This is a genomic window from Pseudomonas fluorescens (assembly GCF_004683905.1).
GTDB classification, from domain to species: domain Bacteria; phylum Pseudomonadota; class Gammaproteobacteria; order Pseudomonadales; family Pseudomonadaceae; genus Aquipseudomonas; species Aquipseudomonas putida_A.
In genome coordinates, this window is sequence record NZ_CP038438.1 from 808,114 (window position 1) to 831,800 (window position 23,687).

The 23,687-nt window shown below is 59.5% G+C and carries 16 protein-coding genes and 2 rRNA genes; 12 read left to right on the forward strand and 6 right to left on the reverse strand.

All coding sequences use genetic code 11. The features are described 5' to 3' along the window. Positions 1-277: 277 nt before the first annotated feature. From E4T63_RS03605 to E4T63_RS03640, 8 genes are all read left to right on the forward strand, one after another. Positions 278-3,169: ribosomal RNA gene (locus E4T63_RS03605) — 23S ribosomal RNA — on the forward strand. 154 nt (positions 3,170-3,323) lie between these two features. Beyond that, positions 3,324-3,439: ribosomal RNA gene (rrf, locus tag E4T63_RS03610) — 5S ribosomal RNA — on the forward strand. Positions 3,440-3,593: 154 nt separating this feature from the next. Then, complete coding sequence (recC, locus tag E4T63_RS03615) at positions 3,594-7,046, forward strand: exodeoxyribonuclease V subunit gamma (protein WP_135294904.1); 3,453 nt, start codon at positions 3,594-3,596, stop codon at positions 7,044-7,046. Further along, entirely contained in the window at positions 7,043-10,732 is a 3,690-nt protein-coding gene (gene recB, locus E4T63_RS03620; protein WP_135294905.1) for an exodeoxyribonuclease V subunit beta, read from the forward strand. The genes recC and recB overlap by 4 nt, the downstream gene beginning before the upstream one ends. Next, on the forward strand, positions 10,729-12,828 hold the full coding sequence (recD, locus tag E4T63_RS03625; RefSeq protein WP_135294906.1) for an exodeoxyribonuclease V subunit alpha: 2,100 nt from the start codon (positions 10,729-10,731) through the stop codon (positions 12,826-12,828). Before recB ends, recD begins: the two co-directional genes overlap by 4 nt. A 120-nt stretch (positions 12,829-12,948) precedes the next feature. Beyond that, on the forward strand, positions 12,949-13,524 hold the full coding sequence (locus E4T63_RS03630; protein WP_027614152.1) for a YfiR family protein: 576 nt from the start codon (positions 12,949-12,951) through the stop codon (positions 13,522-13,524). Continuing rightward, a complete protein-coding gene (locus E4T63_RS03635) occupies positions 13,521-14,789 on the forward strand; it encodes a diguanylate cyclase domain-containing protein (protein WP_135294907.1) in 1,269 nt (422 codons plus the stop codon). Before E4T63_RS03630 ends, E4T63_RS03635 begins: the two co-directional genes overlap by 4 nt. Before the next feature lie 43 nt (positions 14,790-14,832). Continuing rightward, positions 14,833-15,288, forward strand: a complete 456-nt coding sequence (locus tag E4T63_RS03640) for an OmpA family protein (protein WP_177416206.1) — start codon at positions 14,833-14,835, stop codon at positions 15,286-15,288. Here the strand turns inward: E4T63_RS03640 and E4T63_RS03645 are convergent. Then, positions 15,285-16,232, reverse strand: coding sequence for a LysR family transcriptional regulator (locus E4T63_RS03645; RefSeq protein ID WP_007962101.1), 948 nt, complete (start codon positions 16,230-16,232; stop codon positions 15,285-15,287). The two genes, E4T63_RS03640 and E4T63_RS03645, sit on opposite strands and share 4 nt — an antisense overlap. A 150-nt stretch (positions 16,233-16,382) precedes the next feature. Here E4T63_RS03645 and E4T63_RS03650 point away from each other — a divergent pair, with 150 nt between their 5' ends. Then, complete coding sequence (locus E4T63_RS03650) at positions 16,383-17,909, forward strand: CoA-acylating methylmalonate-semialdehyde dehydrogenase (RefSeq protein WP_007962100.1); 1,527 nt, start codon at positions 16,383-16,385, stop codon at positions 17,907-17,909. Between the two features lie 9 nt (positions 17,910-17,918). Further along, complete coding sequence (gene mmsB / locus E4T63_RS03655; RefSeq protein ID WP_135294908.1) at positions 17,919-18,806, forward strand: 3-hydroxyisobutyrate dehydrogenase; 888 nt, start codon at positions 17,919-17,921, stop codon at positions 18,804-18,806. A 249-nt stretch (positions 18,807-19,055) separates the two neighbouring features. Here mmsB and E4T63_RS03660 read toward each other — a convergent pair whose 3' ends face one another. From E4T63_RS03660 to E4T63_RS03675, 4 genes are all read right to left on the reverse strand, one after another. Next, positions 19,056-19,406: a cupin domain-containing protein gene (locus E4T63_RS03660; protein ID WP_003221437.1), complete on the reverse strand. Its 351-nt coding sequence runs from the start codon at positions 19,404-19,406 to the stop codon at positions 19,056-19,058. Positions 19,407-19,519: 113 nt separating this feature from the next. Further along, positions 19,520-19,891 carry a MerR family transcriptional regulator gene (locus E4T63_RS03665; RefSeq protein ID WP_086793657.1) on the reverse strand — a complete coding sequence of 124 codons (372 nt, stop codon included), beginning with the start codon at positions 19,889-19,891 and terminating at the stop codon, positions 19,520-19,522. 47 nt (positions 19,892-19,938) lie between these two features. Beyond that, complete coding sequence (locus E4T63_RS03670; protein ID WP_135294909.1) at positions 19,939-20,514, reverse strand: NAD(P)H-dependent oxidoreductase; 576 nt, start codon at positions 20,512-20,514, stop codon at positions 19,939-19,941. Positions 20,515-20,558: 44 nt separating this feature from the next. Next, entirely contained in the window at positions 20,559-21,440 is an 882-nt protein-coding gene (locus E4T63_RS03675) for a LysR substrate-binding domain-containing protein (protein ID WP_135294910.1), read from the reverse strand. Between the two features lie 214 nt (positions 21,441-21,654). On the opposite strand from E4T63_RS03675, the gene E4T63_RS03680 reads away from it, so the two are divergent. Beyond that, positions 21,655-22,419, forward strand: coding sequence for a sulfite exporter TauE/SafE family protein (locus E4T63_RS03680; protein WP_098967098.1), 765 nt, complete (start codon positions 21,655-21,657; stop codon positions 22,417-22,419). On the opposite strand, the gene E4T63_RS03685 is transcribed toward E4T63_RS03680, so the two are convergent. Then, the gene (locus E4T63_RS03685) at positions 22,409-22,723 is read right to left on the reverse strand and encodes a putative quinol monooxygenase (protein WP_098967099.1); all 315 of its coding nucleotides are present in this window, start codon (positions 22,721-22,723) and stop codon (positions 22,409-22,411) included. The genes E4T63_RS03680 and E4T63_RS03685 overlap by 11 nt on opposite strands. Positions 22,724-22,905: 182 nt before the next feature. Between E4T63_RS03685 and E4T63_RS03690 the strand changes: the two genes are divergently transcribed. After that, complete coding sequence (locus tag E4T63_RS03690; protein ID WP_098967101.1) at positions 22,906-23,496, forward strand: NAD(P)H-dependent oxidoreductase; 591 nt, start codon at positions 22,906-22,908, stop codon at positions 23,494-23,496. Positions 23,497-23,687: the final 191 nt, after the last annotated feature.

The window sequence follows — 23,687 nt, forward strand, 5'->3', positions numbered from 1 at the left end:
ATCGACGACATCAGCTGCTCCATAAGTTCCCACACGAATTGCTTGATTCATGCGTTTGTAAAAGTGCAGAGCTAAATATTCGAATCGAATAATTAGCTCTGATCTTTTTCAGAATCGTTCTTTAAAAATTTGGGTATGTGATAGAAAGATAGACTGAACGTTACTTTCACTGGTAACGGATCAGGCTAAGGTAAAATTTGTGAGTGACTCTTAAGAGTTTTGCGAATTTTCGGCGAATGTCGTCTTCACAGTATAACCAGATTGCTTGGGGTTATATGGTCAAGTGAAGAAGCGCATACGGTGGATGCCTTGGCAGTCAGAGGCGATGAAAGACGTGGTAGCCTGCGAAAAGCTTCGGGGAGTCGGCAAACAGACTTTGATCCGGAGATGTCTGAATGGGGGAACCCAGCCATCATAAGATGGTTATCTTGTACTGAATACATAGGTGCAAGAGGCGAACCAGGGGAACTGAAACATCTAAGTACCCTGAGGAAAAGAAATCAACCGAGATTCCCTTAGTAGTGGCGAGCGAACGGGGACTAGCCCTTAAGTGGCTTTGAGATTAGCGGAACGCTCTGGAAAGTGCGGCCATAGTGGGTGATAGCCCTGTACGCGAAAGTCTCTTAGTCATGAAATCGAGTAGGACGGAGCACGAGAAACTTTGTCTGAATATGGGGGGACCATCCTCCAAGGCTAAATACTACTGACTGACCGATAGTGAACTAGTACCGTGAGGGAAAGGCGAAAAGAACCCCGGAGAGGGGAGTGAAATAGATCCTGAAACCGTATGCGTACAAGCAGTGGGAGCCCACTTTGTTGGGTGACTGCGTACCTTTTGTATAATGGGTCAGCGACTTATTTTCAGTGGCGAGCTTAACCGAATAGGGGAGGCGTAGCGAAAGCGAGTCTTAATAGGGCGTCTAGTCGCTGGGAATAGACCCGAAACCGGGCGATCTATCCATGGGCAGGTTGAAGGTTAGGTAACACTGACTGGAGGACCGAACCGACTACCGTTGAAAAGTTAGCGGATGACCTGTGGATCGGAGTGAAAGGCTAATCAAGCTCGGAGATAGCTGGTTCTCCTCGAAAGCTATTTAGGTAGCGCCTCATGTATCACTGTAGGGGGTAGAGCACTGTTTCGGCTAGGGGGTCATCCCGACTTACCAAACCGATGCAAACTCCGAATACCTACAAGTGCCGAGCATGGGAGACACACGGCGGGTGCTAACGTCCGTCGTGAAAAGGGAAACAACCCAGACCGTCAGCTAAGGTCCCAAAGTTATGGTTAAGTGGGAAACGATGTGGGAAGGCTTAGACAGCTAGGAGGTTGGCTTAGAAGCAGCCACCCTTTAAAGAAAGCGTAATAGCTCACTAGTCGAGTCGGCCTGCGCGGAAGATGTAACGGGGCTCAAACCATACACCGAAGCTACGGGTATCACGCAAGTGATGCGGTAGAGGAGCGTTCTGTAAGCCTGTGAAGGTGAGTTGAGAAGCTTGCTGGAGGTATCAGAAGTGCGAATGCTGACATGAGTAACGACAATGGGTGTGAAAAACACCCACGCCGAAAGACCAAGGTTTCCTGCGCAACGTTAATCGACGCAGGGTTAGTCGGTCCCTAAGGCGAGGCTGAAAAGCGTAGTCGATGGAAAACAGGTTAATATTCCTGTACTTCTGGTTATTGCGATGGAGGGACGGAGAAGGCTAGGCCAGCTTGGCGTTGGTTGTCCAAGTTTAAGGTGGTAGGCTGAGATCTTAGGTAAATCCGGGATCTTAAGGCCGAGAGCTGATGACGAGTTACCTTTTAGGTGACGAAGTGGTTGATGCCATGCTTCCAAGAAAAGCTTCTAAGCTTCAGGTAACCAGGAACCGTACCCCAAACCGACACAGGTGGTTGGGTAGAGAATACCAAGGCGCTTGAGAGAACTCGGGTGAAGGAACTAGGCAAAATGGCACCGTAACTTCGGGAGAAGGTGCGCCGGTGAGGGTGAAGGACTTGCTCCGTAAGCTCATGCCGGTCGAAGATACCAGGCCGCTGCGACTGTTTATTAAAAACACAGCACTCTGCAAACACGAAAGTGGACGTATAGGGTGTGACGCCTGCCCGGTGCCGGAAGGTTAATTGATGGGGTTAGCTAACGCGAAGCTCTTGATCGAAGCCCCGGTAAACGGCGGCCGTAACTATAACGGTCCTAAGGTAGCGAAATTCCTTGTCGGGTAAGTTCCGACCTGCACGAATGGCGTAACGATGGCGGCGCTGTCTCCACCCGAGACTCAGTGAAATTGAAATCGCTGTGAAGATGCAGTGTATCCGCGGCTAGACGGAAAGACCCCGTGAACCTTTACTATAGCTTTGCACTGGACTTTGAATTTGCTTGTGTAGGATAGGTGGGAGGCTTTGAAGCGTGGACGCCAGTTCGCGTGGAGCCATCCTTGAAATACCACCCTGGCAACTTTGAGGTTCTAACTCAGGTCCGTTATCCGGATCGAGGACAGTGTATGGTGGGTAGTTTGACTGGGGCGGTCTCCTCCTAAAGAGTAACGGAGGAGTACGAAGGTGCGCTCAGACCGGTCGGAAATCGGTCGTAGAGTATAAAGGCAAAAGCGCGCTTGACTGCGAGACAGACACGTCGAGCAGGTACGAAAGTAGGTCTTAGTGATCCGGTGGTTCTGTATGGAAGGGCCATCGCTCAACGGATAAAAGGTACTCCGGGGATAACAGGCTGATACCGCCCAAGAGTTCATATCGACGGCGGTGTTTGGCACCTCGATGTCGGCTCATCACATCCTGGGGCTGAAGCCGGTCCCAAGGGTATGGCTGTTCGCCATTTAAAGTGGTACGCGAGCTGGGTTTAGAACGTCGTGAGACAGTTCGGTCCCTATCTGCCGTGGACGTTTGAGATTTGAGAGGGGCTGCTCCTAGTACGAGAGGACCGGAGTGGACGAACCTCTGGTGTTCCGGTTGTCACGCCAGTGGCATTGCCGGGTAGCTATGTTCGGGAAAGATAACCGCTGAAAGCATCTAAGCGGGAAACTTGCCTCAAGATGAGATCTCACTGGAACCTTGAGTTCCCTGAAGGGCCGTCGAAGACTACGACGTTGATAGGTTGGGTGTGTAAGCGCTGTGAGGCGTTGAGCTAACCAATACTAATTGCCCGTGAGGCTTGACCATATAACACCCAAGCAATCTGCATGCTCGAAAGAGACCAGATTGCGGTGTGTGAAGACGCAATGAACCGAAAGTTCGCGATGCTCACAAAACACCTGTATCACATACCCGATTTGCTGAAGCGAGGCCAACCGGTCACGAGTCAGTACCCGAATTTCTTGACGACCATAGAGCGTTGGAACCACCTGATCCCATCCCGAACTCAGAAGTGAAACGATGCATCGCCGATGGTAGTGTGGGGTTTCCCCATGTGAGAGTAGGTCATCGTCAAGATTAAATTCCGAAACCCCAATTGCGAAAGCAGTTGGGGTTTTGTTTTGCCCGCAGGAAAGTTCCTACAGCATGCGGTAGGCCCTTCCGGCTGTCACAGCCTGCCGACAGTGCTAAGGTTCTGCCTTGGCTTTTGTACTTTTCCAAGGAAGCTTTTATGCCGGACGCCTCGTCCCTCAACGCTGCATTCATGGTGGTTCAGAGCAATAGCCTGGACGAGCTGCGCAGCCTGGTGGTCAGCATCATGCGGCGCTACCCATTGGCTCCCTTGGAGAACGAAATCGCTCTGGTCCAAAGCAACGGTATCGCCCAATGGCTCAAGCTGGCATTGGCAGAAGATCCTGAAGAGGACGATCTCGGTGGTTGCGGAATAGCCGCTGCCATCGATGTGCAGCTTCCAGGCAGTTTCATGTGGCAGCTCTACCGTATGGTGTTGGGCCGAGACGAAATCCCCGCCACATCCCTGCTCGACAAAGCTCCCCTGACCTGGCGGCTGATGCGCCTGTTGCCGCAAGTGATTGATCGCCCCCATTTCGAACCGCTACAACGCTTCCTCACCCATGACACCGACTTGCGCAAGCGCTACCAGTTGTCCGAGCGCCTGGCAGACCTGTTTGACCAATATCAGGTGTATCGGGCCGACTGGCTCGAAGATTGGGCCGAGGGCCGGCATCAGTTACGTAATGTTCGAGGCGAGATAAAGCCACTGCCTCCAGTCAGTTGCTGGCAGGCTGAACTGTGGCGTGCTCTTTTGGAAGATGTCGGTGAGCAAGGCATGGCCCAGAGCCGCGCCGGTGTTCATCAACGATTTATCGAGTGCATAAATTCCCTCGAACATGCACCAGCAGGACTACCCTCGCGGGTGATCGTGTTCGGTATATCCTCGTTGCCCGCCCAGGTGCTTGAAGCGTTGGCCGGACTCGCACGTTTCAGTCAGGTGCTGTTGTGTGTACACAACCCTTGCCGACACCACTGGGCCGATATCGTCGCCGACAAGGATCTGCTGCGTCATCAATACAAGCGTCAGAGCCGCAAGAACGGCATGCCGGTCGTACTCGATCCTGAAACGTTGCACCAACATGCTCATCCGCTGCTCGCCGCCTGGGGCAAGCAAGGCCGCGACTATATCAACCTGCTCGACAGTTACGATGACCCCAACAGCTATCGCGCGGCGTTTCGTGACGGGCGCATTGATCTGTTCAGCGAAAATCAGCCACATAACATGCTCAACCAACTTCAGGACGACATCCTCGAGTTGCGGCCACTCAATGAAACGCGTGAGCGCTGGCCTGCCGTTGACTTGACGCAGGATGGGTCGATCCGCTTCCACATAGCCCACAGTGCCCAGCGCGAAGTGGAAATCCTTCACGATCAGTTACTCGCACGCTTCAGCGCCAATCCAGATCTGCGCCCACGAGATGTAATTGTGATGGTGCCGGACATCGACAGCTATGCGCCGCATATCCGGGCGGTGTTCGGACAACTGGATCGACATGATCCACGCTTCATTCCATTTACCTTGGCCGACCAGGGCCAGCGGGGCCGCGATCCGTTGCTGATTGCTGTCGAGCACCTGCTGAAGCTGCCCGATAGTCGTTTCCCGGTGAGCGAGATCCTCGATCTGCTCGACGTCCCTGCGTTGCGCGCCCGATTTGGCGTACAAGAGCGTGATTTGCCTACTCTGCATCGCTGGATCGAAGGAGCAGGCGTGCGCTGGGGAATGAACGCCGGGCAACGTGCCGGCCTGGGCTTGCCGGATGAGCTTGAACAGAACAGCTGGCATTTCGGTTTGCGGCGGATGTTGTTGGGGTACGCAGTTGGCAGCTCCAGCGCCTGTGCCGGTATCGAACCCTACGATGAAATCGGTGGTCTGGATGCTGCGTTGATCGGTCCGTTGGTTGCCCTGCTCGATGCATTGGAACTGGCCCATCACGAACTCACTCAAGTCGCTCAGCCCAAGGTGTGGGGCCAGCGCCTGCAAATCCTGATGCAGCTGTTTTTCAAGGCCAGTAACGAGCACGACGATTATCTGCTCACGCAACTTGAGGAGTTGCGCGAAACCTGGCTGCAGACCTGTGAATCCGTTGGGTTGGTCGATGAATTGCCGCTGACGGTGGTTCGCGAAGCCTGGCTCGCGGGGCTGGATCAGGGGCGTCTGTCCCAGCGTTTTCTCGCCGGCGCAGTAAACTTTTGCACGCTGATGCCCATGCGGGCGATCCCGTTCAAGCTTGTCTGTTTGCTGGGGATGAACGATGGCGATTATCCCCGGGCGCAACCCCCGCTGGATTTCGACCTCATGGGCAGTGACTACCGGCCAGGGGACCGTTCCCGGCGTGAAGACGATCGCTATCTGTTGCTCGAGGCGCTCCTGTCTGCGCGCGATCAGCTGTACATCAGTTGGGTCGGACGCAGCATTCGCGACAACAGTGAACGGCCTGCTTCAGTGCTGATCGGGCAGTTGCGCGATCACCTCGCCAGTGGCTGGCGGTCGCTCGATGAGCATCAGGATCTGTTGACCTCCATGACCGAGGAGCATCCCCTGCAACCGTTCAGTTCGCGCTATTTCCATGAAGGCGATCAACTATTCAGTTATGCCCGTGAATGGCAGGTCTTGCACCAGGTGCATGCGCCACAACATGAGATGGAGCTACTCGCGCCCCATGTTCAGGAGGAGCCGCTGAGTCTGGCTCTTCTGCAGGATTTCTTGCGTAACCCGGTCCGGCACTTTTTTACGCAGCGCCTCAAAGTGTACTTCGAGGCCGCCGAGGCGCCCCTGGCTGACGAAGAACCGTTCGTGCTGGACGCATTGCAACGCTACACATTGAGCGACAGCCTGCTCGAAGCCGCACTCCGGCAGCCGGACAATATCAATCGGGCACTCGAAGATCAGGCGCGGCGTTTGCAAAACAGCGGATTGCTGCCCATGGCCGGCTTCGGCGAATGCCTGCAACGAGAGTTGATCGAGCCGTTACCGGACTTGCTGCAACGTTACCAACACCTTCTGGCGTTATGGCCGACACCATTGACCAGCGCGCTCCCGGTCAGTCTTGAGTTGCAGGGCGTGCGTGTTGAAGGCTGGCTCGCCGGTTTGCATCAACGCGCTGACGGTGGCGTGTTGTCGGTCACGACCATTCCCAACAGCATCGGCTCGATCAAAAGTCGAAAATGGCATCGGTTGATCAAGCCGTGGGTCAATCACCTGGTGGCCTGCGCCAGCGGACTTATCCTGACCACGGCACTGGTGGCGAGTGACGATACGCTGCTGCTTGAGCCGACGGAGAAGGACCGAGCGGTTCGTTTTCTGGGTGATCTGCTGCTCGCCTGGCAGGTCGGCATGCGCCAGCCGCTGCCGATCGCGGTCAAGACGGCCTTCGCCTGGCTTGCGCAGACTGATCCGCTCAAGGCTGAGGCGGCTGCCAGAAAAGCCTACGAAGGCGACGGCCAGACCAGTGACGGTGAGCGCCGTGAAAGCCCTGCGCTGTCACGCCAATTCGCTGACTTTGACGCATTGAGTGCCGACGAAACATTCTCCGGCTGGTGCGACGCGTTGTATCGCCCCCTGTTTGAAGTGCCATGGCGCTCGTTGGCCAGCGAAGGGGCACGCGCATGAGTACCAAAACACCGCTGGCTCTGGCCTTCCCGCTGCACGGCAGTCAACTCATCGAAGCCAGTGCCGGTACCGGCAAGACCTTTACCATTTCTGCTCTCTATCTGCGGCTGATCCTTGGCCACGGCGGCGAATCGAGCGGCTTCGGCCGTGAATTGCTGCCCCCGCAGATTCTTGTGGTGACCTTCACCGATGCCGCCACCAAGGAGCTGCGTGAAAGAATCCGTACGCGGCTGGCCGAGGCTGCACGGTTTTTCCGTGAAGAAACCCCGGCGCCGGATGGCTTGATTGCCGAGCTGCGCGAGCAGTTTGACCCGGCACAATGGCCCGGTTGCGCCAATCGCCTGGACATCGCCGCGCAATGGATGGATGAAGCGGCCGTCTCCACCATCCACAGTTGGTGCCAGCGCATGCTGCGCGAACACGCGTTCGACAGCGGCAGCCTGTTTACCCAGTCCCTGGAAACCGATCACAGCGATCTGCTCGGTGAAGTACTGCGCGATTACTGGCGACTGTTCTGTTACCCGATGCAGGGCGACGCGCTGAACTGGGTTCGCGCTAACTGGGGCGGGCCGGCAGCGTTGTTGCCACGAGTGCGCGGCCTGTTTGGCAGTGAGCGCGACAGTGATGACGGCAAGGTCCCCGCAGAGCTGATCGTCGAGTGTCTGCAAGAACGGCGTGCCGCGTTGCTCGAGCTGAAGATGCCGTGGCGTCAGTGGGCCGATGAGCTGCTGGTGATCTGTCACGAAGGCGTTGCGAGCAAAGCCGTCGACGGACGCAAGATGCAGGCGCGCTACTTCGAGCCCTGGTTCGAGAAACTCAAGGCGTGGGCCGAAGACGAGGCTATGGAACAACTGGACATCGGCACCGGTTTCACCCGATTGACCCCTGACGGAATGGCCGAAGCCTGGAAGGGCCAGGCACCGAGTCATCCGGGTCTCGATGCGATGCCGGGGCTCAAGTCGAGCCTCGACGCGCTTCCCACCCCCGATGCCGCCGTATTGCAACATGCGGCGAGATGGGTGGGCGCGCGTTTTGAGGAAGAGAAGCGTCGTCGTGCGGAAATGGGGTTCGACGACATGCTGTTGCGCCTCGATGCGGCGTTGCAATCCGACAGCGGCGAGCGCCTTGCTGCGGTGATCCGCGAGCAGTTTCCGGTTGCTCTGATCGATGAGTTTCAGGACACCGACCCGGTGCAATACCGGATTTTCGAGAGCATCTACCGCATCGAGGATAACAGTCCGGATACCGGTCTGTTCCTGATCGGTGACCCCAAGCAGGCGATCTACGCGTTCCGTGGCGCCGATATCTACACCTACCTGCGTGCGCGTCAGGCCACTGCCGGCCGCCTGCATACGCTGGGCACCAACTTCCGCTCCAGCCATGGCATGGTCAACGCGGTCAATCACGTATTCGAACGCGCCGAGTCCCGCGAGCAGGGACGCGGCGCGTTTTTGTTTCGGGAAAAAACCGGGGAAAACCCGGTGCCGTTCCAGCCTGTTGAGTCTCAGGGGCGCAAAGAGCGGCTGCAGATTGCCGGGCACGATGTCGCGGCACTGAATGTCTGGCACCTGTCGACGGAGCAGCCGCTGTCAGGCGCGGTCTATCGCCAGCAGTTGGCGGCGGCCTGTGCCAGCGAAATCACCGCGTTGCTCAATGGCGGGCAAGCCGGTGCGGCGGGATTTGTCCGCGACGGAGAAGACTTCAGAGGCTTGCGACCCTCTGACATTGCGATTCTGGTACGCGACGGCAAAGAGGCCCAAGCCGTACGCGCAGAACTCGCGGCCCGTGGCGTGCGCAGCGTTTACCTGTCGGACAAGGACTCGGTGTTCGCCGCCCAGGAAGCGCATGACCTGCTCTCCTGGCTCAAGGCCTGCGCGGAGCCGGATGTCGAGCGCTCTCTGAAGGCTGCGCTTGCCTGCATCACCCTCAATCTGCCGTTGGCTGAACTGGAACGTTTGAATCAGGACGAGTTGGTCTGGGAAGCCCGGGTCATGCAGTTTCGTGGCTATCGCGAACTGTGGCGCAAGCAAGGTGTGTTGCCGATGTTACGGCGCCTGCTGCACGACTTTCACCTGCCGCAGACCCTGATCGCACGCAGTGATGGCGAGCGGGTACTGACCAACCTTTTGCACTTGTCGGAACTGATGCAGCAGGCTGCCGCTGAGCTTGATGGCGAGCAAGCGCTGATTCGTCATCTGGCCGAGCTTCTGGCGTTGTCCGGTCAGGCCGGCGAAGAGCAGATATTGCGTCTGGAGAGTGACGAGCAACTGGTCAAGGTCGTGACCATTCACAAGTCCAAGGGGCTTGAGTATCCACTGGTGTTCCTGCCGTTCATCTGCTCGGCAAAACCGGTGGATGGCAGTCGCTTGCCGCTGCATTACCACGATGCCTCCGGCAAAGCCCAGGTGACACTGAAGCCGACCGCCGAATTGATCGCCCTGGCGGATGACGAGCGTCTGGCCGAGGACCTGCGTCTGCTCTACGTCGCCCTGACTCGCGCGCAGCATGCCTGCTGGCTGGGTGTCACGGACCTCAAGCGCGGTAACAACAACGGTTCGGTGCTTCATCTTTCGGCGCTTGGCTATCTGCTGGGTGGCGGCGCAAGGCTGGATGAGTCAACCGGTCTGAGCCGCTGGCTGCAGGATTTGCAACAGAACTGCACGGCCATCAGTTTGGGGGAGTTGCCTCAAGCCACTCAGGAGATCTACCGGCCCGAGCGCAACGAAGCGATCCTCAGCGCTACATTGGTGCCCAAGCGCAAGGCCAGCGAAAACTGGTGGATTGCCTCTTACAGTGCTTTGCGCATCAGTGACGTGTTGAGCGTGGGCAGCGATGAGGCGCCGGACAGTCCACAAGCGCAAAAGCTGTTTGATGATGAGCGCCTCGACCCGGATGCGCCACGCGAGATCGTCGCCGGTGGCGCCGATATTCATCGTTTTCCTCGCGGTCCGAATCCGGGAACCTTTCTTCATGGTCTGCTCGAATGGGCCGGAGACGAAGGTTTTGCCGTTCCTTTTGAAACGCTCAAGGATGCGATTGGCCGGCGCTGCAACCTGCGTGGTTGGGAGGGTTGGATCACCACCCTGAGTGATTGGCTGCAACACTTGCTCAAGTCGTCGCTGCCAGCAGGTGGCGGACAGCCTCCGGTGGTTCTCGAGCAACTGAAACAGTACCGCGTCGAGATGGAGTTCTGGTTCGCCAGCCACAAGGTCGATGTTCTCAAACTCGATGAGTGGGTGCGCCAGTACACCCACAACGGTGTGGCACGAGTGGCCGCCGAGCCAGTACAGCTCAACGGCATGTTCAAAGGCTTCATCGACCTGACTTTCGAACATGAAGGGCGCTACTACGTGGCCGACTACAAATCCAATTGGCTGGGTGTCGACGATGCGGCCTATACCGAGCAAGCCATGGAGCGCTCGATTCTCGACAACCGTTATGACCTGCAATACGTGTTGTATCTGCTGGCGTTGCATCGACAACTGAAGGCGCGGTTGCCTGACTACGATTACGATCGACATGTCGGTGGTGCGTTGTATGTGTTCCTGCGCGGGACCCGGGCAGACAGTCGCGGCGTGTATTTTGCGCGGCCGCCGCGCGAACTGATCGAGCGCCTGGATCGCCTTTTCCAGGGCAAGCCGGAACCCAAGGCCGAACCCGCATGGGAACAGGGAGTCCTGCTATGAGCCGTACCTTCGCCGATCTGTCATCGGCTATCGACAACCCGTCGAGCCTGGCGCCACTGACCAGTGCCTCGGATCTGCTGATCTTGCTTGATCGCTGGGTCGAGCGAGGCTGGCTTCGTTCGCTGGACAAGGCCTTTATCGGTTTTCTGTACGAACTCGCACCCCAGTCCGATCCACTGGTGTTGCTCGCTGCCGCACTGACCAGCCATCAACTGGGTCACGGACATGTCTGCCTCGACCTGTTCGAAACCCTCAAGGCCCCGGATTTCGCCCTGTCTTTACCTCCTGAAGGCGATGAGCAAAGTGATGTCTTGCTCCTGCCGTCGCAGCTGCTTGAAACGCTGGATGGCGCCCATTGGTGCAAGGTGCTGGCGAGCAGCGCTCTGGTTGCACTGGCTGCGGACAATAGCGAAGCGGCGCATCAGCGACCGTTGGTGCTGTCCGGCAAGCGTCTGTACCTGCGGCGCTACTGGGCCTATGAGCGGCGTATCGATGCGGCGTTACGCACACGTCTGGCCCAAGGCGAAACGCCGCCGGATGACTTGCCCCAGCGTCTCGATGAATTGTTCGGCCCCGCCAGGCCCGGAGCAGTGATCGACTGGCAGAAACTCGCCTGCGCGCTTGCCACTCGGGGAGCCTTCAGCATCATCACGGGCGGCCCGGGAACTGGCAAAACCACCACGGTGGTGCGTCTGCTCGCGCTGCTTCAGGCGCCGGCGGTGGAAGCCGGTCAGCCGTTGCGCATTCGTCTGGCGGCGCCCACGGGCAAGGCTGCTGCGCGGTTGACCGAGTCCATCAGCCAGCAAGTGCAGTCGCTGCAAGTCACCGAAGACGTGCGCGAGAAGATCCCCTGCGACGTGACCACTGTCCATCGTTTGTTGGGCAGCCGGCCCGGCACCCGACACTTCCGCCACCATGCCGGCAACCGCTTGCCGCTAGACGTGCTGGTGGTCGATGAAGCTTCCATGATCGACCTGGAAATGATGGCTAACCTGCTCGATGCGTTGCCGGCGCATGCGCGTCTGGTGTTGCTCGGTGACAAGGATCAACTCGCCTCCGTAGAGGCCGGGGCGGTGCTCGGCGATCTGTGCCGCGATGCCGAGGCAGGCTGGTACAACCCGCAGACCTGGCGGTGGCTGGAGTCGGTCAGTGGTGAGTCATTACAGGACAGTGGCCTGCACGAGGACCACGACGGCTCGCATCCTTTGGCTCAGCAACTGGTGATGTTGCGCCATTCCCGACGCTTCGGTGAAGGCAGCGGCATCGGTCAGCTGGCGCGGCGGGTCAATCAGCAGTTGCCGGAGGAGGCGCGCCAGTTGCTGGCGGCCGGTCACTATGATGACGTGTTTTCCCTGCCGCTCAAGGGCGAACACGATCACACGTTCGAGCGGCTGCTGCTCGACGGTCATGGGGAAGGTCCAAAGGGTTATCGCCACTATCTGAATATCCTGCGCCAACAACGCCCGCCAGCGGAAAGACCGCTGGAGCATCCGGACTGGATCAACTGGGCGCGGGAAGTGCTGCTGGCGTTCGACACCTTCCAGTTGTTGTGTGCTGTGCGCAAGGGGCCTTGGGGCGTTGAAGGGTTGAATCTGCGGATCACCGAAACGCTGGTCAAGGCACGCCTGATCGAGCATGACCAGCAATGGTACGAAGGCCGGCCGGTGCTGATGACGCGCAACGATTACGGTCTGGGTCTGATGAACGGCGATATTGGCATTGCCCTCAAGTTGCCCGAGCGCGAAGGCCCGGACGCCGGCAAACCGGTGCTGCGCGTGGCCTTTCCGCGTAACGACGGGCAGGGCGGTGTGCGTTTCGTGCTGCCGAGCCGGCTCAACGATGTGGAAACGGTGTACGCGATGACGGTGCACAAATCCCAGGGCTCCGAGTTCGCCCACACCGCGCTGATCCTGCCGGATGCCTTGAATCCGGTGTTGACCAAGGAATTGATCTATACCGGTATTACCCGGGCCAAACACTGGTTCACTTTGATCGAACCCCGGGCTGGCGTGTTTGAAGAGGCGGTGCAGCGCAAGGTCAAGCGCCTGAGCGGATTGATGCTGGAACTGGAGGAAGGTGGCAAGGTTCGGGAATGAAATAGCCTGATGTTCGGTGCCGATTACTGACCAACTGGTCAGCAGCTGCTGTCTCGCTGGTGTTACTCCGCTGTGCTATCGTTGCGGCATCATTTCGGTACGATCCAAGAGAATCCCTGCATGAAGGTGGCTGTCTGGGCGACAGAGCGCGTGGTTCGCTGCAAGCACGCATTGCTTGTCGGTCTGCTCTGTTTGCTGACCGGCGCCGCCATGGCGCAGGCACAGACGCCGGTGGGCATGGCCGAGCAGCGCGCCCAGTCGGTGACGCAGGTTGTGCTGGGCATCCTCAGTTACGCGCGCTGGCCGGTGGAACCCGCACAATTGCGCCTGTGCATCGTCGGCCCCACCGAATACACCGATGACCTGGTCAAAGGCACTACGCAAGCCACCGGTCGTCCGGTCGCTGTGCGCCGACTGCTGGCCGACAACCCGGCGATCGTCAGCGAATGCGATGCGGTGTACATCGGCAAACTCACCGCAGATGAACGCAGTCGGCTGTTCACCTCATTGATCGGCCATCCGGTGCTGAGCATCAGCGAAGGGGGCGATCAGTGCACGGTCGGCAGCCTGTTCTGCCTGCGGGTCGGCGATCAGCAGGTTTCCTTCGAGGTCAATCTCGACTCCGTCGCCCGCAGCGGTGTACGCATCCACCCGAGCGTACTGCAGTTGTCGCGCCGCAAACCGGCGGCACCATGAAGCTGTTTCGTTCCAGGAGCCGCCCGACACTGGGCTCGGTCATCGGCCGCGGCCATTTGATTGTCGCGCTGGTGGCCGTGACGATGGCCAGCGTGTCGCTGACCCTGCTGGGCGTTCTCGCGCTGCGGGTGTACGCCGATCACAACCTGCATCTGATTGCACGTTCGATCAGCTACACCGTGGAAGCGGCGGTGGTGTTCAACGATAAGGACGCCGCCACCGAAGCGCTGGCCTTGATCGCGTCCACCGAAGAGGTGGCGGATGCCCAGGTGTTCGACACACAGGGGCAGTTGCTGGCGCGTTGGCAGCGGCCCGAAAACGGTCTGTTTTCCCAACTGGAAATGCAGGCTGCCCGGACCATTCTGGAAAAGCCGATCAGCCTGCCGATCATGCATCAGGACCGTGAAATCGGGCGTATTCTGCTGGTCGGTCACGGCGGTAGCCTGATGCGCTTCTTGCTCAGCGGTCTGGCGGGGATCATTCTCTGCACCGCAATCAGTGCCTGGGTCGCGCTGTATCTGGCGCGCCGACAGCTGCGCAGCATTACCGGCCCGCTTCGCAGCCTCGCGGCGGTGGCCCACGCTGCCCGCAGCGAGCGAGCACTGGATCGCCGGGTACCGCCGGCGCAGATCGCCGAGCTCGACAACCTCGGCAACGACTTCAATGCCCTGCTCGATGAACTCGAATCCTGGCAGACCCATCTGCAAAGCGAGAACGAAACCCTCGCCCATCAGGCCAGCCACGACAGCCTCACCGGTTTGCCCAACCGGGCGTTTTTCGAGGGGCGATTGATTCGCGCCTTGCGCAACGCCGGCAAGCTCAATGAGCGGGTGGCGGTGCTGTTTCTCGACAGCGACCGCTTCAAAGGCATCAATGACAACTTCGGTCACGCCGCTGGCGACGCGGTGCTGGTGGCGGTCGCCAATCGGATCCGCGCGCAACTGCGTGAAGAGGATCTGGTGGCGCGGCTCGGCGGCGACGAGTTCGCCGTACTGCTCGCGCCGCTGCACAAGATCGAGGACGCCGAGCGCATTGCTGACAAGATTCTCGCCAGCATGGACATGCCCATCGCGCTGCCGGGGGATACCAGTGTGGTGACGTCGCTCAGTATCGGCATTGCGGTTTTCCCCGATCATGGCGCCACGCCAGGTGCCTTGCTCAACGCCGCCGACGCGGCGATGTATCAGGCCAAGCGCCTGTCGCGTGGCGCTCAATTCACTGCCGGGTCGGAGAGCCCGGTCGTCAATCTGCAAACCAGGAGCTGATTCCGTGTTCACATTTCCCGCTCGACTGTTTTCCGCCTTGCTGATGATCGCCGTACTGGCGCTGACCGGGTGCCAGACCGCACCGCAGAAAGGCCTGACCCCGGCGCAGATCGCCGTCCTCAAACAACAAGGCTTCGAAGCGACCGACGAGGGCTGGGAGTTTGGCCTGTCCGGCAAAGTGCTGTTTGGCAGCGATATCGAAAGCCTGAACAACCAGAGCACCGAAATCGTCGAACGCATCGGCAAGGCACTGCTCGGCGTCGGTATCGAGCGGGTGCGGGTCGACGGTCATACCGATGCCTCGGGCAAGGAAACCTACAACCAGCAACTGTCGCTGCGTCGGGCCAAAAGCGTGGCCAAAGTGCTGACCACCGTCGGCATGAAGCAAGAGAACATCCAGCTGCGCGGACTGGGCAGCAGCGAGCCGGTGGCGTCCAATGACACTACCGCCGGACGCACCGAGAATCGCCGGGTGTCGATTGTGGTCAGCGCCGATTAATCGGCAAACCGCATCTCGCGGGTCTGCCCCATCAGCAGACCCTGATTACGCTCGGTCACCTCACGGATGTAATCCCACAACAGGGTGATCCGCTTCAATTTCCTGAGATCCTCCCGGCAGTACATCCAGAACTGCCGGGTGATGTCGATTTCCTCGGGCAGCACCGGCAGCAGGCGCGGATCCTGCGCCGCGAGGAAGCACGGCAGAATCGCCAGTGAACGCCCTTGCTGCGCCGCGACGAACTGCGCGATGACGCTGGTGCTGCGCAGGTTTGCGCTGGCGCCGGGCAGCACGTTCGCCAGGTACAGCAGCTCCGAGCTGAACGCCAGGTCATCCACATAACTGATGAATTGATGCTTACCCAAGTCCGCAGGGCGGCGGATCGGCGGGTGTTGGTCGAGGTAGTCCTGGGTTGCGTAGAGCTGCAAGCGGTAGTCGCAGAGTTTGCAGCACACGTACGGGCCGTGCTCCGGGCGTTCCAAAGCGATGACGATATCGGCCTCGCGCTTGGACAGGCTGATGAAGTGCGGCAGCGGCAGGATGTCCACCGAGATCGCCGGGTAGGCGTCGACGAAGTGGCTCAGCTGCGGGGTGATGAAAAAACTGCCGAAACCTTCGGTGCAGCCCATGCGTACATGCCCGGAAAGTGCCACACCAGAGCCCGAGACCTGCTCGCAAGCCATGTGCAACGTGCTTTCAATCGACTCGGCATAGCCCAGCAAACGCTGGCCTTCAGTGGTCAGGACAAAACCGCTGGTGCGCGATTTTTCGAACAGCAACGTACCCAATGCCGCTTCCAGCGAACTGATGCGCCGCGACACGGTGGTGTAGTCCACCGCCAGGCGTTTGGCCGCAGTGCTGGCCTTGCGGGTGCGGGCGACTTCGAGGAAAAACTTCAGGTCGTCCCAGTTCAGCGACCCCAGGGAGGTGATGTTTTTTTGCATGATGGACGGGCTTATATGTGCGTTCTTATTAGAAGTTTGCACATCTATACTCCAAAAACAGTCCGACAACCAATTCGTGACACACGCCTCATCTCAAGGCGAACCCTTTCGCCTTGGCTCCTACGATAAAAACAAGTTTCGGAGACCAGCATGAACGCATCGCTTACGCCCAACGAAACCACGGTCCAGAAGGTCAAGCTGCTGATCGATGGCGAGTGGGTCGAATCGCAGACCACCGAATGGCACGACATCGTCAACCCGGCGACCCAGCAAGTGCTGGCCAAGGTTCCGTTCGCCACTGCCGCTGAAGTCGACGCCGCCATCAGTGCCGCGCACCGCGCGTTCCAGACCTGGAAACTGACCCCGATCGGCGCGCGCATGCGCATCATGCTCAAGCTGCAGGCACTGATCCGCGAGCACTCCAAGCGCATCGCCGTAGTGCTGAGCGCCGAGCAGGGCAAGACTATTGCCGACGCCGAGGGCGATATTTTCCGTGGCCTGGAAGTGGTCGAACACGCCTGTTCCATCGGCACCCTGCAAATGGGCGAGTTCGCCGAAAACGTGGCCGGTGGCGTCGATACCTACACCCTGCGCCAGCCAATCGGCGTGTGCGCCGGCATCACCCCGTTCAACTTCCCGGCGATGATTCCGCTGTGGATGTTCCCGATGGCCATCGCTTGCGGCAACACCTTCGTCTTGAAGCCTTCCGAGCAGGATCCACTGTCGACCATGCTCCTGGTGGAACTGGCGATCGAGGCCGGCGTTCCGGCCGGCGTGCTCAACGTGGTGCACGGTGGCAAGGACGTCGTCGATGGCCTGTGTACCCACAAGGACATCAAAGCCGTATCGTTCGTTGGTTCGACCGCGGTCGGTACGCACGTTTACGACCTGGCCGGCAAGCACGGCAAACGCGTGCAATCGATGATGGGTGCGAAGAACCATGCCGTCGTGCTGCCGGACGCCAATCGCGAGCAAGCGCTGAATGCCTTGGTCGGCGCCGGTTTCGGTGCGGCAGGGCAACGCTGCATGGCCACCTCGGTGGTGGTGCTGGTTGGTGCGGCGAAACAATGGCTGCCGGATCTGAAAGCGCTGGCGCAGAAACTCAAGGTCAACGCCGGCAGCGAGGCGGGCACCGATGTCGGCCCGGTGATCTCGAAGAAAGCCAAGGCGCGGATTCTCGATCTGATCGAAAGCGGCATCAAGGAAGGCGCCAAGCTTGAACTCGATGGTCGCGACATCAAGGTGCCGGGCTACGAACAAGGCAACTTCGTCGGCCCGACCCTGTTCTCGGGCGTGACCACTGACATGCAGATCTATACCCAGGAAATCTTCGGCCCGGTGCTGGTGGTGCTGGAAGTCGACACCCTCGATCAGGCCATCGCACTGGTCAACGCCAACCCGTTCGGCAACGGTACGGGCCTGTTCACCCAGAGCGGTGCGGCGGCGCGCAAATTCCAGACGGAAATCGACGTCGGCCAGGTCGGCATCAACATCCCGATTCCGGTGCCGGTGCCGTTCTTCAGCTTCACCGGTTCGCGCGGTTCGAAACTCGGCGACCTCGGCCCGTACGGCAAGCAAGTAGTGCAGTTCTACACCCAGACCAAAACGGTTACGGCGCGCTGGTTCGATGACGACAGCGTCAACGACGGCGTGAACACCACCATCAACCTGCGCTGAGGACTGGCCATGAAAATCGCATTTATCGGTCTGGGCAACATGGGCGCGCCGATGGCGCGCAACCTGATCAAGGCCGGCCATTCACTGAATCTGGTCGACCTGAACAAGACGGTGCTGGCGGAGCTTGAGCAACTGGGCGGCACTATCCGCGCCTCGGCCCGTGAGGCCGCCGAAGACGCCGAGCTGGTGATCACCATGCTCCCGGCAGCGGTGCATGTGCGCAGCGTCTGGCTCGGTGAGGACGGTGTGCTGGCCGGTATCGGCAAAGGCGTGCCGGCGGTGGATTGCAGCACCATCGATCCGCAAACCGCCCGCGATGTGGCCGCCGCTGCTGCCAAACAAGGCGTGGCCATGGCTGATGCACCGGTCTCCGGCGGCACTGGCGGCGCGACCGCCGGCACGCTGACCTTCATGGTCGGCGCCACTCCGGAACTGTTCGCCACCCTGCAACCGGTGCTGGCGCAGATGGGCCGCAACATCGTGCATTGCGGTGAAGTCGGCACCGGACAGATCGCCAAGATCTGCAACAACCTGCTGCTGGCGATCTCGATGGTCGGTGTCAGCGAAGCCATGGCGCTGGGCGATGCACTGGGGATCGACACCTCGGTGCTGGCCGGGATCATCAACAGCTCGACCGGGCGTTGCTGGAGTTCGGAAATGTACAACCCGTGGCCGGGCATCGTCGAAACGGCGCCAGCCTCGCGCGGGTATACCGGTGGGTTTGGTGCCGAACTGATGCTCAAGGATCTGGGGCTGGCGACCGAAGCGGCGCGTCAGGCGCACCAACCGGTGATGCTCGGTGCGGTGGCGCAACAGTTGTATCAGGCGATGAGCCAGCGCGGGGAGGGTGGCAAGGACTTCTCGGCGATTATCAACAGCTATTGCAAGCCACAGTAACTTGGACATCAATACTTTTTGTGGCAACGGAGACTTTGTGGTGAGGGGATTTATCCCCGATCGACTGTGTAGCAGTCGCAACCACTGAGCCTGCGTTTCAACTGACACAATGCGGGGGGGGCGCTTTGCGCCCATCGGGGATAAATCCCCTCGCCACAAATCTCACAGGCGCCACAACCATTGCGTCAGCCAGAATGCAGTAGGTGTTGCCGGGAAATCACGTCGGGTGGTTTCCCGGCTTTTTTTGCATCAGGCGAAGACGAAATATTTGCGTACGGTCTCGACCACTTCCCAGGTGCCTTTCATCCCCGGTTCAACCACGAAGATGTCGCCGGCTCGCAGGTGGATTGGCGCCATGCCGTCCGGGGTGATGATGCAGTAGCCTTCCTGGAAGTGGCAGTACTCCCACTTCACATAATCGACCCGCCACTTGCCCGGGGTGCAGATCCAGGTGCCCATGATCTTGCTGCCGTCTTCGCTGGTGTAAGCGTTGAGGTTGACGGTGTGCGGGTCACCTTCGAGTTTTTCCCATTTGCAGGCATCGAGTACCGGCAGCGGGTGGGTGTCGCGCAGAACGGTGATGGGGGCGGTCGCGGTCATGAGAACTCCGGGCAGTGGGCGGATGGCAAAGAAACCAACTCGCACCCTATAGCGCCCGGTTGCCGCTCAGTTGTCTGTGCTCGACATCGAGCTGCTCAGAAACGCGCAAACCGTCAAAGGTTTTCCAGCGGGCATTCGACCCGCGCCCGTTCAAGGTCGATTTCGAAACCTTCCAGTTGCGCGTATTGCCGCGTCAGCTCAGCGATGCTGCTGTTGATCTCGCGTTTTTTTGCCTCGATAGCCTGTTGGGCCAGATCCCATGGCATGGCCTCGCCATGATGCGCGGCAAAAATCGTCTGCAATTCCCGGAGCCTGAAGCCCATCTCTTTTGCGCATTTGATGAAGATCAGCAGTTCGATGCTTTGTTGGTCGTAGAGGCGATATTTACCTTGGCGCCGGGGCGTGGGCAGCAAACCGATCGACTCGTAGTGGCGAATGCTTTTGATGGTGGTGCCGGCACGTTGCGCGGCTTGGCCGATGTACATAAAAGTCCTTTTTCAATGTGAAACTGTGCGGCGCATTATCGGCAGACTTAGCGGCGGGCGATAGCGTGCGCCTGTTGCAGCCAGCGCTGGCGCTGCCGGTCGCTGGAGTCAAGCAGCGGGCCGAAGGTCAGCGTGCGCAGGGGGTTGATACCACAGAACTGCAGGGTGGTCTTGCGCACCTGATGCAGTCCCGGCATCCGGTAGATCCAGCGGTAATACCAGAGTGGCGTGTCCATCGTCACCAGCAAATGCGCGGTGCGCCCCTTGAGCAACTGATCGGGAAAGGGTTTGCCTTTTCGGTATTTGAAAGCGAATCCCGGCAGCAACACCCGATCAAAAAAACCTTTGAGCAGCGCTGGAATGCCGCCCCACCAGATCGGGTAGACCAGCGTCAGATGTTCGGCCCAAAGGATGTCGGATTGCGCGCGGCTCAAGTCTTCTTCCAGCGCTTGAACCTGTTGATACCCCTGGCGCAACACCGGGTCAAAAGCCATCTCTCCCAGGCGTAGCTGACGCACCTGGTGTCCGGCATCGAGCGCTGATTGTGCATAGCGCTCGGCGAGTGCGGCGCAGAAGCTCGTCGCGCCGGGATGGCCGAGAATCAGCAGAATGCGTTTGCCCATGGTCATGCTCCTTGCCGTTGAACGCCAAGGATGAAGTCTGCCCCTCAGGGGAGAGTCAAGGCTTGCAGCAAGGCTTTGGCATAACCGGGCAGGGCGCTGAAATCCCGGGCGCAGAGCATCAGCGTGCGGCGCGCCCATGGCTCGTTGAGGGTGATGCTGTTGAATGAGCGCGGCGTCGCGCGTTCAATGGCCGCCAGCGGCACGATGGCGAGGCCGGCGCCTCGGGCGACCATGCGCAGCACCCCTTCGAAACCGTCGGCGCGGATCCGCACCTGCATGCGCGAGCCGCTGTGCAGCGCCTGTTCTTCGAGGTAGATCGCCAGCGCGCTGTCGGTGCTCAGGCCGACAAAATCGTGATGCAGGGCGTCGCTGAAGCTGACTTCGGCGGCGTTGGCCAGTGGATGTTCCCGCGGCACGATCAGCACTAACGGATCATCGCGAAAGGGCTGAGTCTGTAAATCGGAGGTGTCCACTGCATCGGAGACGATGCCGATATCGGCTGCGCCCTGGCGCAAGGCGTGGATGATGCGGGCGCTGGGCAGTTCCTGCAGATCGATGTCGAGGTTGGGATGCTCGCGCAAAAAGTCCGCGAGCACTTCCGGCAGGTATTCGGTGATCGCCGTGGTGTTGCACAACAGTCGCACCTGTCCTTTGACGCCCTGCGCGTAGTCGGCCAGATCCTGCTGCATGCGTTCGGCCTGTTGCAGGAGGATGCGCGCGTGGTGGGCCAGTGCCTTGCCAGCGGGCGTCGGGCTCACGCCACGGCGGCCGCGATGCAGGAACTCGGTGCCCAGCGAGGCTTCCATGGCGCGAATGCGCGCACTGGCGGCGGCGAGCGAAAGATGGCTGCGGGCGGCGCCGGCGGTGATGTTGCCGGTGTCGAGGATGTGCAGGTAGAGGCGCAGGTCGGTGAGGTCGAAGTGCATGGGGCCGCCTGTGGTTGTTGTGGTGTCTGGGCGGGCCTCTTCGCGAGCAAGCCCGCTCCCACAGTGGATCAGTGGTGAATCCAAAACTGTGGGAGCGGGCTTGCTCGCGAAGGGGCCATCAGCCGCAACGCAATTAACAGCCTCTTGTACCGGCAGAGGCAGCCTCAGTATATGGCAGATTTTCAACGCACCCGCCAAAGCGCACAGTAGCGCCATGAACGCATTTGCAGACTTCTATCAAAACCTCGGCTTGGCTCTGTGCCTGCTGGTCATCGCCACTTTCATCATGGCCGGGCTGGTCAAAGGCGTAATCGGCCTGGGTCTGCCCACCGTCGCCATGGGCCTGCTTGGTCTGGCTATGGCGCCGTCACAGGCAGCCGCGCTGCTGATCATTCCGGCGACGCTGACCAATGTCTGGCAATTGGCGTTCGGCGGGCATCTGAAAGGGTTGCTTAAACGCCTGTGGCCGCTGTTGCTGATGATCTTCCTCGGCACCGCCGTCGGCACGTTGTCGATCGGCATGGCAGGCGGGCATTGGGTGGTGCGTGGGCTGGGCGCGGCGTTGCTGCTGTATGCGTTGAGCGGGTTGTTGCTGCCGACCCTGCAGGTCAATCCCCGGCATGAACCGTGGCTCGGCCCGCTGTGCGGGCTGATCACCGGGGTTATCACTTCGGCCACCGGTGTGTTCGTTATTCCGGCGGTGCCGTACCTGCAGGCGCTGGGTTTGAGTCGCGATGAACTGGTGCAGGCGCTGGGCCTGTCGTTCACCGTTTCGACCCTGGCGCTGGCCGGCGGCCTGTTCTGGCGCGGCGCACTGGGCAGTGGCGAATTGAGTGCCTCGCTGTTGGTGCTGATTCCCGCGATGCTGGGCATGTGGTTCGGCCAATGGTTGCGTCAGCGCATCAGCGCTGTGCTGTTCAAGCGGGTGTTCTTTATCGGACTGGGCGCGCTCGGCGCCCATTTGCTGATCAGCGGCTAGCCGACGAGGCGCTGAGCATGTCGATCCGACGGACATCGAAATCACGCTCCAGATACGTCATGCGGTTGTCGAAAAACTCGCGCATGTGCGGCAGATTCGAGTGCACGTCCAGGTGCGCCTGGCTTTCCCAGATCTCGTAGAAGATGAACAGCGTCGGGTCTTCCTTGTCGCGCAGCATGTGGTACTCGATGCAGCCTGGCTCGGCGCGGCTCGGCTCGACATAGGCGCGAAACAGCGCTTCGAAAGCCTCGGCTTTTTCCGGGCGGGTCTTGGCATGCAGGATGAAACCGTGGCGTTCACTCATCGAAACAACTCCTCAAATGCAGATGGCCGGGAATGCTATTGCAACAATCGGCATTCGATTCGTGCTTTTTGATCAAATGTATTTTGCGCCGACGCGGCTTATTCCGCGCGAGATGGATGGTTAACCTGCCGCCATTCGTTTTCCCATCTTTCTCCAGCCCAATGGCTGCGCGAGGCGTTCCGATGAAAAAAGTGTTGTTGCTCAATGGCGGCAAGAAATTCGCCCACTCCGACGGTCGTTACAACGCCACCCTGCACGAAACCGCGCTGAGCGTGCTGGATCGTGGCGGTCTGGATGTCAAAACCACGTTCATCGACGAGGGTTACGACGTCGCTGAAGAAGTGGCCAAATTCCTCTGGGCCGATGTGATCATTTATCAGATGCCGGGCTGGTGGATGGGCGCGCCGTGGACCGTGAAAAAGTACATCGACGAAGTCTTCACCGAAGGCCACGGCAGCCTCTATGCCAGCGATGGTCGGACCCGTTCCGATGCGTCGCAGAAGTACGGCAGCGGCGGCCTGATTCAGGGCAAGCAATACATGCTGTCGCTGACCTGGAACGCACCGCAGCAGGCGTTCGATGACCCGAGCGATTTCTTTGAAGCCAAAGGTGTGGATGCGGTGTATTTCCCGTTCCACAAGGCCAACGAGTTCTTGGGCATGAGCGGGTTGCCGACGTTCCTCTGTGTGGACGTGATGAAGCGCCCGAACATCGAGAATGATGTGGCGCGGTATGAGCAGCATCTGAAACAGGTGTTTGCTCTCAAGGCGTGAAGTGATTTCATGTGGTTACGGTTGTAACTGTGGTGAGGGTTTTAAATGTGGTGAGGGGATTCATCCCCGATGGGTCGCGCAGCGGCCCCCCGATCTTGATCTCGAAAAGCGGGGCCTGCTGCGCAGTCCATCGGGGATAAATCCCCTCGCCACAGGGGTGTTCTCTCTCCACAATGGATTTTGTGCTGACG